General features: G+C 63.5%; 19 protein-coding genes and 1 tRNA gene. 12 read left to right on the top strand and 8 right to left on the bottom strand.

The genetic code is table 11. From position 1 onward, the window contains the following. Positions 1–100 precede the first annotated feature (100 nt). Complete coding sequence (locus AC070A_RS03425; RefSeq protein WP_057253192.1) at positions 101–394, top strand: GYD domain-containing protein; 294 nt, start codon at positions 101–103, stop codon at positions 392–394. A gap of 28 nt (positions 395–422) precedes the next feature. Here AC070A_RS03425 and AC070A_RS03420 read toward each other — a convergent pair whose 3' ends face one another. Continuing rightward, positions 423–1238, bottom strand: a complete 816-nt coding sequence (locus AC070A_RS03420) for a DUF2066 domain-containing protein (protein ID WP_113737590.1) — start codon at positions 1236–1238, stop codon at positions 423–425. Positions 1239–1325: 87 nt separating this feature from the next. On the opposite strand from AC070A_RS03420, the gene AC070A_RS03415 reads away from it, so the two are divergent. Then, entirely contained in the window at positions 1326–1895 is a 570-nt protein-coding gene (locus AC070A_RS03415) for a transglycosylase SLT domain-containing protein (RefSeq protein ID WP_058324740.1), read from the top strand. A gap of 183 nt (positions 1896–2078) precedes the next feature. On the opposite strand, the gene AC070A_RS03410 is transcribed toward AC070A_RS03415, so the two are convergent. Further along, positions 2079–2531: a VOC family protein gene (locus AC070A_RS03410; RefSeq protein WP_113737591.1), complete on the bottom strand. Its 453-nt coding sequence runs from the start codon at positions 2529–2531 to the stop codon at positions 2079–2081. Positions 2532–2683: 152 nt separating this feature from the next. On the opposite strand from AC070A_RS03410, the gene AC070A_RS03405 reads away from it, so the two are divergent. The 5 genes from AC070A_RS03405 (at position 2684) to AC070A_RS03385 (ending at position 5296) form a co-directional block, all read left to right on the top strand. Beyond that, entirely contained in the window at positions 2684–3037 is a 354-nt protein-coding gene (locus AC070A_RS03405; RefSeq protein ID WP_057254348.1) for a DUF1428 domain-containing protein, read from the top strand. Positions 3038–3160: 123 nt separating this feature from the next. Continuing rightward, positions 3161–3583, top strand: coding sequence for a secondary thiamine-phosphate synthase enzyme YjbQ (locus tag AC070A_RS03400; RefSeq protein WP_058324742.1), 423 nt, complete (start codon positions 3161–3163; stop codon positions 3581–3583). Between the two features lie 105 nt (positions 3584–3688). Then, on the top strand, positions 3689–4093 hold the full coding sequence (locus AC070A_RS03395; RefSeq protein ID WP_057253198.1) for a ketosteroid isomerase-related protein: 405 nt from the start codon (positions 3689–3691) through the stop codon (positions 4091–4093). Between the two features lie 126 nt (positions 4094–4219). Then, positions 4220–4525, top strand: a complete 306-nt coding sequence (locus AC070A_RS03390; RefSeq protein WP_113737592.1) for a hypothetical protein — start codon at positions 4220–4222, stop codon at positions 4523–4525. 366 nt (positions 4526–4891) lie between these two features. Further along, positions 4892–5296: a hypothetical protein gene (locus AC070A_RS03385; RefSeq protein ID WP_113133024.1), complete on the top strand. Its 405-nt coding sequence runs from the start codon at positions 4892–4894 to the stop codon at positions 5294–5296. 454 nt (positions 5297–5750) lie between these two features. On the opposite strand, the gene AC070A_RS03380 is transcribed toward AC070A_RS03385, so the two are convergent. Next, on the bottom strand, positions 5751–6491 hold the full coding sequence (locus AC070A_RS03380) for an SIMPL domain-containing protein (RefSeq protein ID WP_057253203.1): 741 nt from the start codon (positions 6489–6491) through the stop codon (positions 5751–5753). Positions 6492–6748: 257 nt separating this feature from the next. Between AC070A_RS03380 and AC070A_RS03375 the strand changes: the two genes are divergently transcribed. The 3 genes from AC070A_RS03375 to AC070A_RS03365 all read left to right on the top strand — a co-directional run bounded on the left by AC070A_RS03375 (position 6749) and on the right by AC070A_RS03365 (position 9137). Continuing rightward, positions 6749–6824: transfer RNA gene (locus AC070A_RS03375), tRNA-Ile, on the top strand. Positions 6825–7584: 760 nt separating this feature from the next. Next, on the top strand, positions 7585–7938 hold the full coding sequence (locus tag AC070A_RS03370; protein ID WP_255571048.1) for a hypothetical protein: 354 nt from the start codon (positions 7585–7587) through the stop codon (positions 7936–7938). Positions 7939–8120: 182 nt separating this feature from the next. Continuing rightward, positions 8121–9137 (top strand): glycoside hydrolase family 26 protein, encoded by a 1017-nt coding sequence (locus tag AC070A_RS03365; RefSeq protein ID WP_162771001.1) that lies wholly within the window; start codon positions 8121–8123, stop codon positions 9135–9137. Between the two features lie 120 nt (positions 9138–9257). On the opposite strand, the gene AC070A_RS03360 is transcribed toward AC070A_RS03365, so the two are convergent. The 3 genes from AC070A_RS03360 to AC070A_RS03350 form a co-directional block, all read right to left on the bottom strand. Further along, positions 9258–9497, bottom strand: coding sequence for a DUF982 domain-containing protein (locus AC070A_RS03360; protein ID WP_057253209.1), 240 nt, complete (start codon positions 9495–9497; stop codon positions 9258–9260). 128 nt (positions 9498–9625) lie between these two features. Next, on the bottom strand, positions 9626–10348 hold the full coding sequence (locus AC070A_RS03355; RefSeq protein ID WP_082616102.1) for a GntR family transcriptional regulator: 723 nt from the start codon (positions 10346–10348) through the stop codon (positions 9626–9628). Positions 10349–10553: 205 nt separating this feature from the next. Beyond that, on the bottom strand, positions 10554–11348 hold the full coding sequence (locus tag AC070A_RS03350) for a DUF1194 domain-containing protein (RefSeq protein ID WP_057253211.1): 795 nt from the start codon (positions 11346–11348) through the stop codon (positions 10554–10556). 157 nt (positions 11349–11505) lie between these two features. On the opposite strand from AC070A_RS03350, the gene AC070A_RS03345 reads away from it, so the two are divergent. Together AC070A_RS03345 and AC070A_RS03340 are read left to right on the top strand one after the other, a co-directional pair. After that, positions 11506–12813, top strand: coding sequence for a glucoamylase family protein (locus tag AC070A_RS03345; RefSeq protein WP_113737594.1), 1308 nt, complete (start codon positions 11506–11508; stop codon positions 12811–12813). Then, on the top strand, positions 12810–13658 hold the full coding sequence (locus AC070A_RS03340; RefSeq protein WP_255571047.1) for a (2Fe-2S)-binding protein: 849 nt from the start codon (positions 12810–12812) through the stop codon (positions 13656–13658). The genes AC070A_RS03345 and AC070A_RS03340 overlap by 4 nt, the downstream gene beginning before the upstream one ends. A 51-nt stretch (positions 13659–13709) precedes the next feature. On the opposite strand, the gene AC070A_RS03335 is transcribed toward AC070A_RS03340, so the two are convergent. Together AC070A_RS03335 and AC070A_RS03330 are read right to left on the bottom strand one after the other, a co-directional pair. Then, the gene (locus AC070A_RS03335; RefSeq protein WP_113737596.1) at positions 13710–14507 is read right to left on the bottom strand and encodes a CbtA family protein; all 798 of its coding nucleotides are present in this window, start codon (positions 14505–14507) and stop codon (positions 13710–13712) included. Positions 14508–14701: 194 nt separating this feature from the next. After that, entirely contained in the window at positions 14702–14878 is a 177-nt protein-coding gene (locus AC070A_RS03330) for a CbtB domain-containing protein (protein ID WP_057253219.1), read from the bottom strand. Positions 14879–14887 lie beyond the last annotated feature (9 nt).

The raw sequence follows: 14887 nt of genomic DNA, 5'->3' as shown, positions 1-14887 counted from the left end.
AGGAGTATAGTCGCGCTTTCGCAGCAATCTGGGGCACCCCGTCTAAGACGCGGAAGCAATCGCACCGCGGGCGTGAAGCGTGCCCCCGTGGAGGTGTAGGATGACCACTTATGTCATGCTCCTCAACTGGACCGAGCAGGGCGTCAAGAATGTGCGCGAGTCTCCGAAACGGCTCGACGCGGCAAGGCAAGTGCTCGGCGAGATGGGCGGCTCCTTCAAGCATTTCTTCCTGACTATGGGCGACTACGACATGGTGGCCGTCGTCGAGGCACCCGATGACGCGATCGCCGCACGCTTCGCCCTCACGCTCGGCATGGCCGGCAATGTGCGCTCGACCACGCTCAAGGCATTTCCAGAGGCCGCCTATCGCGAACTGATTGCCTCGCTCGGATAGGCTGAACGGCCAGCGATACTGGATCTGCTCAGGGCGACCCGTTTCCGGAGAGGATGCGGGCCGCTCCGCGTAGCGCATTGCGGAAAGCGTCGTCGAAGCTGACGCCGCTGACCTGCCATTCATAGCTTTTACCGGCGGACAGCATCCGCCAATTGGCGATCCAGCCGCGCGCTTGATCGGACCAGACCAGTGTGCCCGCAAGCGTCACGTCCCCCTCGCTCGGCATTGCGAGCCTGGCGAAGCTCTCCGGGCTCGCTTGGGATATCGTGGCAAAGTCCAGCTTTCCACCGGCGACGGTCGCCCTGTCCGGCAGGGTGACCGAGAGCGCCAGCGGTGTCGCGGCCGCGCGGAGCGAGTCGGCCATATAGGGGCTTTCGTCGCCGTCGCGCGCCAGCACGAAACGGCGCCTCTGATCCTCGACCGCCAGCAGTACGGCGATCACCGGGCGGGGCGCAAGCCATGGCTTTCGACCGAGCTTTGCAAGCAGCGGGTCAATCGTCGCCGGCGCGTAGCGGCAGGTGAGATCGTGCGGCCGATCGTGAGTGCCCTGTTCGTCGTGGATCGGGATACCTTCGAGCCGGTCGCGGTAGGAAAACGACGAGGCGAAGCTGCCGGCCTCGGCCCCGAGCGCGGCGAAGCCGGGCGCGTCGAGGATCGTCGGATCGCCCGACAGTTTGACCAAAACTTCACCGAGGCATTCGCGAAAGCCGATCTGCCGGTTGATCTCGCCGGTGCCGGTGACGATCGCGTCGCTCTGATAAAGCCGGCCGATGTCGCCGGCGTTTGCGGGACCGCCAAGGCCCGCGGCGAAGAGAAGCGGCAGCAGCATTCGTGACATCGCCATGCCGTTCTCCCGATCGTTCGCCTTTGAATCAAAAGAGATCCTTAACGTTTACACTTTATCAATCTCTCGGAAACCCGAGGTTCTGCGATGCGTTGCGTATTTGTCGTCGTCCTCCTGTTGCTGGCCGGCTGCGGAACGGTGCCGAGAGACACCCGGAATGCCTGTGCGGTTTTCGAGCAGCGAGATGGCCTGTTCCACAATTGGCGCCGTGCCGCCTATGGCGCCGAGCGCGAATACGGCGTGCCCGTGCCGATCCTGTTGGCGACTGTTTATACCGAGTCCGGCTTCCGCCATAATGCGCGGCCGCCGCGCACCAAGCTCTTCGGCTTCATCCCCTGGACGCGCGTTTCGACCGCCTACGGCTATTCCCAGGCGCTCGACGGCACCTGGGCGCGCTACCAGAGCGAGACCGGCCGCTGGGCGGCGCGGCGCTCGGACTTCGGCGACGCCATCCGCTTCATTGCCTGGTATCACCGCGAGAGCGCACAGCAGAACGGCATCGCGCTCAACGACGCCTACCGGCTCTACGTCGCCTATTACCACGGCCACGCCGGCTATGCGCGGGGCAACTGGAGCGATACGGCCAAGACCGGCGCCAAGCGGGCGGCCGGCATGGCTTCGATCTACAATCGGCAATTGCGCGGCTGCGGCAGCTAGAGAAACGGGCCCGCGGAAACTCTCCAGCTGTTTTTTACGCAATTCCGGACGCAAAACCGTTTCACACTTTAGCTGGAATTGCTCGAGCGCCGTGCGTTCAGAGAACGCACCAAGGTCGCTCTAGTACTTTGATTCTAGAGCATCTTTCCGCCTTCAAGTGATTCCACTTGAAAGCGGGATGCTCTAGCCGGCCGCCGCGCGCTCGAGTTCGGCGACCTCGATCTTGATCATGCCCATCATCGCCTGCTGGGCGCGGGCGGCGCGGGCCGGATCGGGATCGCTGAGGTGTCGCATCAGCGCGTCGGGAATGATCTGCCAGGCAAGGCCGAACTTGTCCTTCAGCCAGCCGCAATGCTGCGGCGTGCCGCCTTCGAGCAACCGGTCCCAATAGTAGTCGACCTCCGCCTGGTCGGCGCAGCGCACGAAAAACGATACCGCCTCGTTGAACTTGAAATGCGGGCCGCCGTTCAGCCCCATGAAGTGTTGCCCCTCGAGTTCGAAGCTCGCGGTGAAGGCTCTGCCATCGGGTCCCCTATTGATGTCGGTAACGCGGGCGTTGCGGAAGATGGAGGTGTAGAAGCCGATGGCTTCCTCCAGTTGATCGTCGAACCAGAGAAAAGGCGTGATCTTCTGCATGGATATGTCTCCCGTGGTGATTGGTACCAACTAAGGACGAACGGGTGATGCCCGCTCCGACAGGCGCCGCTCGAAAAAAATTGGAACTGGTGTCGGAACCTTTATGCCCCGAGCGTCCTATGCTGGTCGAAAGAACCAAGGAGGATTTCTCAATGAACTATGTGGATGGTTTTGTCGTTGCCGTGCCGAAGGCGAATATCGAGGCGTACAAGGCGATGGCCAAGGCGGCCGGCGATGTCTGGATGGAGTATGGCGCGCTCTCCTACAACGAATGCCTGGCAGATGACGTGCCCTATGGCGAGGTGACGTCCTTCCCCCGCTCGGTGCAGGCCAAGGACGACGAGACCGTGGTCTTCTCGTGGATCGCCTACAAGTCCCGCGCCGACCGCGACACGATCGTTGCCAAGGTGATGGCCGATCCGCGGCTGCAGGGCGATGCCTGGAAGGAAGTCTTCGACGGCAAGCGCATGATCTATGGCGGCTTCCAGACGTTCCTCGAGATGTAGCGGCGCGTTGCCTTTCCTGCGGTCACTGCCTTGGACCGGGAACGGTCCAGGGGTAGAAGCGTTGGGCACATCAACGCGTTGCACCTGCCTTGCAGCCGGTGCAATTGCCGGCTGGAGATCGACATGCCGCAGACGAGCATCACCATTTCCACCCGCGGCCAGGGGCTCTACGAGTTCACGGTCGAGGCGGCCGCCTTCGTGCGGGCCAATACGGACGGCGAGGGGCTTTTGACCGTCTTCGTCCGGCACACGTCCTGCTCGCTTCTCATCCAGGAAAACGCCGACCCGGATGTGAGGCGCGACCTCGACGCCTTTTTCCGTCGCCTGGTGCCGCCATCTTCCGATCCCTCGATGAGCTGGGTCGTGCACACCCAGGAAGGACCGGATGATATGCCGGCGCATATCAAGGCGGCGCTGACGCCGGTTTCGCTCGGCATTCCCGTTGCCGGTGGTCGTATGCTGCTTGGCACCTGGCAGGGGATCTACCTCTTCGAACATCGCGACCGGCCGCACCGCCGCGAGATCGTGCTGCACCTTGGCGCTTGATCGCCGCCCGATCGATGCGACAGGGCGCAATTGACCGGCACGGGATCCGTTCTAGTTAGAGCATGGAGACCAAAGGGCTACAGCGCGGCGCGGGAGAGGAACAGGATGACGGATGCACAGACCATTGCCAATCGCTTCATCGAAGCGCTGAACCAGCGTGATTTCGAGGCGCTGGCTCGGCTCGTCCATGAGGATGTCGAGCTCGATTCGCTGACCGGCCAGCGCACCGTCGGCGTTGGCCCCTTGCGCGCCTGGCTGATGAATTATCTGCGCCGTTTCGACGAACAGTTCGGCGATGTGGTGTTGATGCGCGATGCCTTCGGCCAGCGGGTGGCGGCGGACCTGACGGCGCGCGGCACCTATCGCGAAACGATGGAGGGCTTCCCCGCCGCGTCCGGCCAGAGCTATTCCATTCCAAGCGTGCTGATCTTCGAGATCGAAGACGGCGCCATCACCCGCCTCAGCCACTATCGCAACATCCGCGTTTTCGAACGGGCGCTCGCCGGCTGACGAGAGCTCGGATTGACAGAAACGCGCGATGGCGGAAATTTACGATGGCAGGCGCGCGCGGGCCGCCTATCCTAGGGCACCGGTTGCCGACCGGATTGTTGTTTTGCGTTGACCGGGAGAAGATCCATGAAAGCCATGTTTCGTAATTCGGTTCTGGCGGTTGCGCTCGCCGTGACGAGCTTCGCGAGCCTGCCGGCCGAGGCTGCGGCCCCGATGCCGCTGCCGACGATGGAGCGTGGCGACGTCGATCTCGTTCGCCATCGCGGCTACTGCTCGCCGCGCGAAGCACTGGGCAGGGCCTGGCGCCGGGGCTTCCATCGCGCCCGGGTCGAGCGGGTCACCCATTCCCGTGTCGTCGTGGTCGGTTGGCGCCGCGGATATTTGAGCCGGGTCGTCTTCGCCAATGCCTATGGCTGCCCGCGAATCGGCTGACCACCACCTTCGACGGCAGAAAATGCCTCAGCGTTCCTTGGGCGCGGCCGTCCCGGCGACGCCTGATTTGCCTTTGCTGCGATGATCGAGCGGCCGATTTGCTCCTTGCGTTCCGAGCCGCTTCGTTGCGCGTCTTGATCGCAAGAAGTCATTTTGGATCAGTAGCTTATCATTCACAAGCGCTCCGTGTGACCGCCTTCCTTGCAAGGCGAATCTCGCGCCAAAGAGGGGCGGATCGCGCTCCGGCATTCTGAACCTCCCATGAACACCAGGTTCCGCTGTCGTTCAGCTTGGGAAACCTATCCTTTGCTCAATCGCTTGGGACGGTGATTGCCCCATTGAACCCTTCAAGCCTGGAGAGATGTCATGAAGAACCGCTTTTTTAACGCCGCAGCCGCAGCCGTCATTGGATTGACTGGCCTGCTTGGTGCAGCCTCCACCGCTTCGGCGGACTCGATCGAGTTCGGCTTCGGCCCGGGCGTCGACGTGCAGTACCGCGACGACGTGCAGTACCGCGACTATAACGGCGGCTACGGTGACGAAGGCGACTGGGGTCGCGGTCGCGGCCGTGACCGCCACTGGGATCGTGATCGCCGCGGCCGCTGCGCACCGTGGATGGCCGTCGACAAGGCCCGCGATCGCGGCCTGCGCCGCGCTTATGTCGCCGACGTCACGCCGCGCCGCGTCGTCGTCGAAGGCCGCCGCCACGGCTACCGCCAGACGATCGTCTTCGCAAACGCCCGCGGCTGCCCGACGATCGGTCGCTGGTAACAAATCTTCCCGCCTTGTCTCCCCCGGCCGGCGGAAGAATGGCCCCTCATGCTTCGGCATGGGGGGCCTTTTTCGTTTTTGCCAACGGGTGGTCATGCCCAGGCACGCGCTCCGAGGCGGCCCCTCTGCCAGCTATTTTGGGAAAACGCCTCTCCTCGAGCACCATCCTCGAGCCTGACCCGCGCCGACGCGCACATCGATGACGGTCTTGATCCTCGCCTCAAGGGCGAGGATGACCGTGCGTGGGGCGAGCCGGTTTCGACCCAAAGGCTTCCTTTGGCGGTCGGACTGTCGGTAGCCGCAACCGCGGCAATACCTGCTTCGCACCTCCACACACATCCGCAGGCGCACACTCGGCGTGCCGCCCAAAAACACTTCGCCCCCGGCGCCGATCTCCGGCACCAGGGGCGAGGATTAGGTGAAAGCCCACGCGGTTGCGGCGGGCCTTGCAAGCTTACTGCTTGATTTCGAAGGTCACGTTGACCGTGACGTTGTAGCTGTTCTCGCCGGTTGCGACCGGCACGGCATCGGCGGCATATTCCTTGGCCATGCCGGCGCGCATCATCGGGACCGGCTCGGGACGGAAGCCCTGTTCTGAGATGTTGAGGATCTTGCCGATCGAGACGCCTGCAGCTTCGGCGAGAACCTTCGCCTTGACGATGGCGTCGGCGACCGCCGCCTTGCGCGCCTCGGTGATGACCCCTTCCGGCTTGTCGTTGGTGAATTGCACGCCGCCGCCCTGGTTCACGCCGAGCGTCACCGACTTGTCGACGATTTCGCCGAGCTTGGCGAGGTCACGCACGCGGACGCTGACGCCGTTTACCACCTGGTAGCCGATCAGCTCCGGCGGGCGATTGCCGCCGTCGGTATTGGTCGGATAGTTGTATTGCGGGTTCACCGAAAAGCCGCTCGTCTGCAGGTCGCGATCGGCAATGCCGTCGGCCCTCAACGCCTTTAGCACTTCGGCCATGGCCTTGTTGTTGGCGTCCAGCGCTTCGCGGGCGGTCTTGGCGTCCTTGACGACGCTGAGCTGCAGGACCGCCATGTCGGGCGCGACCGTCGCGCGGCCTTCGCCGGCAACGACGATGGTTGCCTTGTCCTTGTCGGTCTCCTGCGCCTGAGCGGCGGCTACACCGGCAAAAGCGGCGGCAAAAGCGGCGATCGAAAGCGTGCGGGCAGTGCGTGTGGAAATCATGGTCTATGTCTCTCCGGTTGTTCCGTCCCTGGCGTCTTCATGCTCGGCGATTGTGTGAGCATTGCGGCAATGGCTTGTCGGCAAAAAGGTTTTCGGCTAGAGCCATTGCCACCGCGAACTGCCATTGGTTCGCGCACCTGGATCACTACGGTGCCACGCGTTTTTATCAGAGGCGCAAAGGTTGCTGTAGTACTTAGAGTTGCTGCATGTCTTATCCTCGAATCGGTACGTTTTGAGGACGCCTGCAGATCCAGCGTGGGCCTGTAGCTCAATGGTTAGAGCCGGCGGCTCATAACCGCTTGGTTGGGGGTTCGAGTCCCTCCGGGCCCACCATTCATCTCTCTCCAAATCGGCTGCCTGAAATGTGGAGAACGAAACATGTTGGGGTTGTTGCGCCAGGTTATCGGCAGCCAGTAATTGTGCCTGTTCCAGAAGCCACATTACGGTTGAAGGTTGAAGGCCGGATGGCGAGCATCGCGCCGGCTCTCTTTGAGCCCTGACCGGTACAGCAAAAAAAATGCCCGCAGGACGCGGGCAGTTTTGGAGTGGGCGCATACGCTCAAACATGTTGCGCCTGGCACCAAAGTGGCTGCCAGAGGTCAACGAACTGTAAATGCGCGGTGGCTAAAAATGAGGAATGGGGCGCTGTTTTCGTTCCATGGCGTGCCACTTGACCGATAAGCGTGGCGTTTGCGGCGTCTTTGCCGCCAATTTTCCGCTGTCGTGCGAGATTTTTCCTTGCGAACCATCCGGCGTTACCGTTGCCGCATCTACCACCGGGCGTGGTGGCCAGTGGAGTGGGTAGTGTCGCCGGTGGTGGGCGCGTTCGCCTTCGCGTCTCCTGTCGGGCAAGCATCTGGTTTTCCTGCTTTGTCTTCCCGATCCTGATGTCGCCTTCCGAGTCCAGTGTGCGATCGATCTGCGGCCGCGTTGGCGCATGGGCCAGTGCCTTCAGCTGCAACCGCTGGAAGAAAAGCCTAAGAAAGAATTTGTTAATTTAAGCAATTTATAATGGAAAGGGGGTTGAACAATGCCGCCATATCCCCCAAAGGAGGCACCGGGCGGCCATAGCCGCCAATTCGAAAGGATGCTTATGCGAGATAAGACCGCATGTGCCGGCGAGAGCCGAACCACCATTTCGGGTTTCAAGTATCTCGTACCGACCGCTTCCATTCTTGGCCTTCTGCTCCTGTCCGCCGGCTGCTCGTCGACGGTCATCGGTGAAACGCCGCTGTTTTCGTCGAGCCATTCCAGCGCCTATGCAAGTCCTTCGGTCAAGATCCGCAAGGAAGAGAAGCAGTTGCGGGTCGCCGAGGCTGATGAGGATGTGGCCGCGCCGCAGCCGATGAAAAAGAGCGCAACCAGCTATCTGGGCCGCGCGCCCTATATCTGTTCGCCGAGCGGCTTCGGCCGCACGTCGCACTGCTTCCTGAGAGCTTCGCTCTAACGGGACTGTCTCTGTTCGAGTTTGCTCTGTTCGAGTTTGCGTAACTCCGGTGCGGTGAAGCCGCCTCGGATCGTTGGGGATCGGGGCGATCCCCTCTTTGGCGGTGACCTTCTGACCGCCGCACGCGTGATGTGTCCGGTTTCATTCGCGGCGTCGAGAGACGATCCGCCGGAGAATGTTCGTTGTCTGCCAGACTTTTGAGAGCAGCCCTTGCCGCGGGAACACTGGCGCTTTTTGCCGTCACCGGAACACCGGCGGCGCGCGCGGATGATCCGGCCGATGGCATCGACCGGGCGCTGACGACTGCGGCGATCGCGCCGCCGGCAAAGGGCGCGACGGAGCGGGCGGTCGCCATCGGCGTCTACGATCCGCATGATGCCGTTGCCGACAGCGATGCGCTCGAGCTCGAACATGTCTTCGTCTACTGGCAGAAGCCGGACCGGGCGCTGTTGAAGCGCAAGATCGCGATCGCGGCGCGGCAGGGGCGGGCGCTGATGCTCTCGGTCGAGCCCTATACCCATGCCGCCGACTGGCGCGCCGGCGGCGAAAGGCTGTTCGCCGATATCGGCAAAGGCCGCTTCGATCGCGAGATTGGCGACGTTTGTGCCCGTTCGGCCGCTTTCCACGGTCCGGTCTATGTGCGCTGGGGCCACGAGATGGAGGACCCCGACGGCCGCTATCCCTGGGCGCGCCGCGACAAGGAAGGCTACAAGAAGGCGTTTCGTTATTTCGTCGGCAAATGCCGGGAGCTGGCGCCGGAAGCGCGGTTCGTTTGGTCGCCGAAGGGCCATCGCAATCTCGCCGGTTACTATCCGGGTGACGATGTCGTCGACGTCGTCGGGATCCCCGTCTGGGGCCTGCAGAAGATGGATGTCGACTACTGGGGCCGTGAGCGCCGCTTCGGCGAGGCGCTGAACGAAAAATACCAGCGCGTCGCGGGCTTCGGCAAACCGGTCATGATCGCCGAACTCGGCGTTTCGGGCTCGGCGGACTACAGGCGCGCCTGGTACAAGGAAATCCTCGACCAACAGACCTATCGCCGGGCCTTTCCGCTCCTGACCACCGTCGTGTTCTTCAACGACAAGGAGCCTTACAAATGGCCGCTTGGCTATGGCTCGCCGGACTGGCGTCTCGACAAGGAAGCACTGAAGGCGCTTGCCGACCGTCAGACGAAGGAAGCGGCCGAACTCGCCGACTGATCGTCTCTTTCGTCAAAGGTGAAGCCGCGCTTGTTCCGCGCGCCCTTGGGGGGGCGATGCGCCGATCGTCCTTCGGCGCATCGTGAGAGACCCGATCTACGGACCTTGGGGACTTCCACGTCAGGCCAGAAGCAGGCCCGATTCGCGGGCAGCGGCAGCAAAGCAGCGGCTGGCCCGGTCCGTACTCGTCAATCCATCCAGCGCGTCCAGGCAGCGCCTGAGAGCCGCGCGGTACTCCCGTCCGCGACGCCCCGGCCATTGCCGCAGCAACTCGACGGCTTCGAAGACCGTTCTGACGACGGTCTGCCGTTTTGCAGATAACCGGAGGGGGATGGGAGTGGCGAAGAACTTCTCGCTCATTTGCTTTCCTCGTTCTCAGTCTTTTTCGAGCGCGAGGCCAACGCTGTGGCGCGGGAATGGTTCCGCCGGATCAGCGACTTTTTTCGGCCCGTGAACTTTTCGTGATTCCTGAAGTCTGAGGGCGGGCCCTAAAGCTCGAGTGCTGCCTTGAGGTCGGTCGATTTGTGGACGCGCAGGTCGAGATCGGCTTCGATATGGTCGATATGGTGGACCATCAGTTTGGCTGCGGTATCGACGTCGCCGCGTTCCAGCGCGTTGACGATCTCGTCGTGTTCGTTGTGGCCGCAGCTCGAAACGGTCGACTGGCCGTAAAGCGCGATCACCAGCGAGGAGCGGGCAATGAGTTCGTCCATGAAGCGGCGAAGAATGGCGTTGCGGCTGAGATCGGCGAGCGCCAGGTGAAAATCGCCTGATGCCTTGATCTCGGCGCGGCGGGCCGAGTGGCCGCGCTGTTCGGTGAGCTGCCGTTCGGCCGCCAGCATGCGCCGGAGCTCGGCGAGCTCGGCCTTGCCGATATGGGGCGCCGCGGCACGAACGACGCCGGGTTCGATCAGCCGGCGGGTCGCGAAGATCTGGCGGGCTTCGTCGATCGAGGGATGGGCGACAAAGGCGCCGCGGTTCTTCTCGACGCTGACGAGCCCTTCATAGGAGAGCGCCTGCAGGGCGGCGCGCACCAGCGTGCGGCTGACATTGAAGAGTTCGCCGACATCGCTTTCGGAAAGCTTGGTGCCGGGGGCGAGTCGCCGCTCGACGATCGCATCGCGCAACGTGTCGCGGATATGCTGACTGCCAGTGTCGGCGGCGGTGTCTGTGGCCATGTCGGCCAGTGGAGGCGTGGTGGTCAAGGACATGAATCGATCCGCGAAATAACGGCTCATCTTATCGCCGGGCGAAGCGAAGGGAAACGACAATCTGACGCGCATGGGTTGCGCGCCGACAACTGCATGTTTCCTTAAATCGTACCCGATTTAAGGACGAAACATGCAGCGCTTCAAAGTGCTAGGGCGACCATTGCGCGTCTGATAAGACGCGCGGCGCTGTAGGGGCGGCGAGGGGCTATTTGTCGAGTTCGGGATAGACGCGGTCGAGGAAGCCGGGCCTGAGCTTCTCGCCGATCAGGCAGTCGGATGCCGGAAGGGCATCGGCCAGGCGGACGGTGGGCGGCGGCGGCAGGCCGCTGACCTCGAGCACCAGCTTCTGGCGAATTGCGATCGAAAAATCCTCCGGCTCGTGCACCGGCAGCACGAAGGACCCGGGACCGCCGATGACGCATTCGGCGTAATACTGGTCGAGCGGGCCGGTCGAGACCGAGGGGCGGATGAGGATCGCAAGCCCGTTGATGGTGATGCCGCGGGCGACTGCCGTCTCGCGGGCGGGAATGACCGGCGGGCCGATATTGTTCGGGCCGTCGCCGGAAACGTCGATGACCCGGCGTATGCCGTTGAAGGCGTTCGAATCGATCAGCACCGTACCGTAGGTGATCGCGTTCGAGATCGACGTGCCGCGGCGGGTGCCGACCGGTCGCGCCTCGATCAGCTTGGCAAAGGCATCGGCGTCGGCGGCGGTGGAGATCACTTGCCAGGCGACGACGGAGGATTCGTTAACCGTTCCGGCCCATTCGAAATAGCCGATGGCGATCTTGCCCAGTTGCCCGCTTGCGACCGCATCGAGGAAATCGCGGTGCCGGAGCGCCTCCACGTAACCGGCGCGCTGGATGCGCGCCTCGTCCAGATCCATCGAGCCGGACATGTCGACGGCCAGGATCAGTTCGACATCGACATCCGTCGACGCGGCGGTCGATGGGCTCGGGCCACCACTCAATGAGAGGATCAACGCCAACACGCTCAACATCGCTTCAACCAGTCATTGCGCGCGGTCAGATTAGAAGAATGTAACACAGGATTGGATTTCGGCGACCATTTGGGTGTAGCTGGCCTTCAACAAAGAGTGATTTGCCGGCGTTAGCCCAGAAGTACTGATGACTGGGGCCAGGGTCCGGAAGGGCTGAATGCTGAAACAGACGGAAAATGCCGAGCTATTTCAAACCGATGGCCTGCAGAAGGCGGCGTTCGGATACTTCCTCGATCACGCCGATCCGGCTACCGGATTGATCGCGGACACGTCGCTGCCGGGCGCGCCGTCGAGTATTGCGGCGACCGGTTTCGGCCTTTCCTGTTATCCCATCGGCGTCGAGCGCGGGTGGATTTCGCGCCGCGAGGCGATCGGGCGGGTGTTGACCACGCTACGCTTCCTGGCCGAGAGCCCGCAGTCGCGCGACCAGCGGGCGAGCGGCTATCGCGGCTTCTACTATCACTTTCTCGATATGCGGACCGGCGAGCGCACCTGGAGCAGCGAGCTCTCGACCGTCGATACGGCGCTGCTGATCGCCGGATGCCTGACCACCTCCGCTTATTTCTCCGGCGAGGACACGGGGGAATGCGAGATCCGCACGCTCGCCGAAAGGCTCTATGCTCGCGTGGATTGGCGCTGGGCGTTGAACCGCAGTGACACACTGACGATGGGCTGGCGCCCGCCCGGCCGGTTCCTGAAGCATCGCTGGCGTGGGTACAGCGAGGCGCTGCTGCTCTATGTGCTGGCGCTCGGGGCGCCCGATCATGCGATCGAGCCGGAGCACTACGCCGCCTTTACGGAGGGTTACGACTGGATCGCGGCTGACGGCGGGCCCCATCTCCATGCGGCGCCGCTGTTCATCCACCTGTTCCCGCAGGCCTGGCTTGACCTTCGCGGTCTCGGCGATCGGCCGATGCGCGAAAGGGGGACGGATTACTTCGAGAATACCCGGCGCGCCATCGCGCTGCAGCGCGACCATGCGTGGCGAAATCCCGGTGGCTTCGCCGGCTATGGCGAACGCCTCTGGGGGATCAGTGCCTGCCATGCGCCACGCGGCCGGCTGCGCCTCAAGGACGGACGCTGGCAGCGGCTTTTGGGCTACGTCAACCGCGGCGCACCCTTCGGTCCGGATGACGGCACGCTCGTGCCCTGGGCTGCAGCGGCCTGTCTGCCTTTCGATCCGGATGCGTCCCTATCGGCCCTCGGCCATGTCGCGGCCGGCTATCCCGGGCTGCTGAGAGAGGGGCGCTTTCCGGGCGGCTTCAATCCGAGCCTTCCAGGCCAGGGGCCCGCGGGTTGGATCGACGAGCGTGTCGTCGGCCTTGACCAGGGGCTCGTCGTGATGATGATCGAGAATTGGCGGAGCGGCTTCGTCTGGGAGCTGACACGCAGCCTGCCGGCGATCCGGCGCGGTCTTGAGCGCGCGGGATATGAGGGCGGCTGGCTGGCGACGGAGACGGCATGAATTCGAGAGATCACCAGCGGATGGCGCAGACGGTCGAGGGATATTCACCGCAGGCGCAGGCGGTGGTCGAGCGGTTGCACGCCCAGTTCCCCGACGCCGGTGTCTCGCTCGGGCCGGCGGACAGTGCCTTCAGCGCACCGGCCGCCTTCTGGGCCGCTGGCGGGGCCGGGATCGAGGAGAGCCTTGCCTATCAGGACTTTTTCGCAATCGGCATGACGGACCGGATCCGGGCGGCACATCTGATCGCCTTCTACAGCCGCCAGCTGAGCGTGGTTCTCGGCGCGCTCTATCTTGGCGCAGGTCTTCAGGCGCAGATCGCCGGCATTCGCTTCGAAGACTGGACCCGCCTCCACCAAGACCGGGAAGTTGCCGGCAAGCGTTATCATTTCCGCCTCGGTCTGGCGGAAGGGCCGCAGCATGCCGAAGGCATCAGCGCTTTCGAGCGCGGCTTCACGGCCCATCTGGCGCCGGTCATCGCGGTCCTGAAAAAGCGCACCGGGCTTTCTTCCGGGGCGCAGTGGCGGCTGGCAGCGGATTCCCTTGCCGGAGCGTTCCTGGAGATCGGTCGCGCGATCGGTGACGAGGCGCGCGGCATGGCCGAGGCGCTTGCGATCGTCAAGCGGCGGGGCTCGCGGTTGTTCTCGGAAGAGCTCTGCTACGAGGAGATCTCCGCGGTCGATCCGGCAAGCGGCGCGCAACTGTCGCGCCAGTATCGGATCCGTTGCGGCTGTTGTCTTTATTTCCGAACGGAGGGTGGCAGCTTCTGCGATACTTGCGTCCTGCTCGAGCCGGACGATCGCCGCGCGCGGCTGGCCGCGCATCTCATGCAAAACGGCGGGGCCTGAACCCCGCCGTCGTTTGTTCAGGTGCCCACGGGGGGGGCGTGATCGGCCGGATCAGTTTGCTCTCGCGAAACGCTCGTTGATGAAGCCGGAGACGACGCCGAGCACGATCCAGAAGGCGAGCGTGGTGGCGAGTGCGGCAACCGCAAACTCGGCGCCGAGCACGGCCGGGACGTTGCTGGAAATGTCTAATGGCTGCGGCGCGCCGTAGACGTGCGGCGCGGCGATCAACGCGAGGCCGACGACCTTGGACACGATTTCTTCGCGCAGCACCACCAGATAGAGGCCGACGGCCGAAAGGGCGACGGTTGCCAGCCACCAGGTCTGGCGGTCGCCAAGTTCGGCGGCCGGGAAACCCGGCAGTTCCGGCGGCAGGCCGATCGCCGGCAGCATGTGCACGGCAAGCCAGCCGCAGGCGCCCCAGAGCGCGCCGTTCCTGAGCGTGATCGGATAGCCGATCACCAGGCTGACACCGGCCAAGAGCAGGCCGAAGCCGGAGCCGGTGACGAGATTGGCGATGAGCGTGCCGGAGAACCGGCTCATGCCGAACATGATGCCGCCTTCCTCGTGTTCGCCCTCATGCGCATAGGCCGGCGTGATCGGCGAAAGCGTGTCGAGCAGGGCGCCAAGCGGCGAGACCGCCTTCAGCGACGAATGCTGGTCGTGACCCTCGGCGGCGGGTTGCGTCGTTCCAGGCTGTGCAGCGGGCTGTTCGGTTGCGGCCGGAGCCTCGCCTTCGAATTCCTCCGCATGCAGGATCAGCGGGGTTACCCTAAGTTCCTGGGCGCCGGTCATGAAGACACCGGCAATCAGTCCGGCCACGATCGCGGCCAGAAGCGTTCTGACAATCATCTTGAATTCCCTCGATAACGGCAAAACCCACGCGCTGCGGCGTGGTTTGCAAGCCTTCCCGTTCTGTCATGCGGACGGCCGTTGCGCGCCGGACGAACCGGCATGCACAAACACCGACATCCGGCACAGGCCGGATGCGTTCATGTCCGCAGACACTTCGATGCGGAACGTGAGTTACGTTCCGGAACATCGTCTTAGTGGCAGGGGAAGCCGTAGGAGTGGCGGGTGTCGTGCGCGGTGTCGTGCAGCACTGCCGAGTTGGCAAGGCCGGCGCCGAAGACGAGGAATGCGCCGATGAAGAGCGCGATGACGCCAGCGGTCAGACGATCGCTGAGGGAGAGCGGAATGCTCGAAACAGTAGACGTAGCCATGACAACCTC

This window comes from Ensifer sp. GW101-20A05, assembly GCF_059424735.1.
This window is presented reverse-complemented; position numbering and strand designations above follow the sequence as displayed.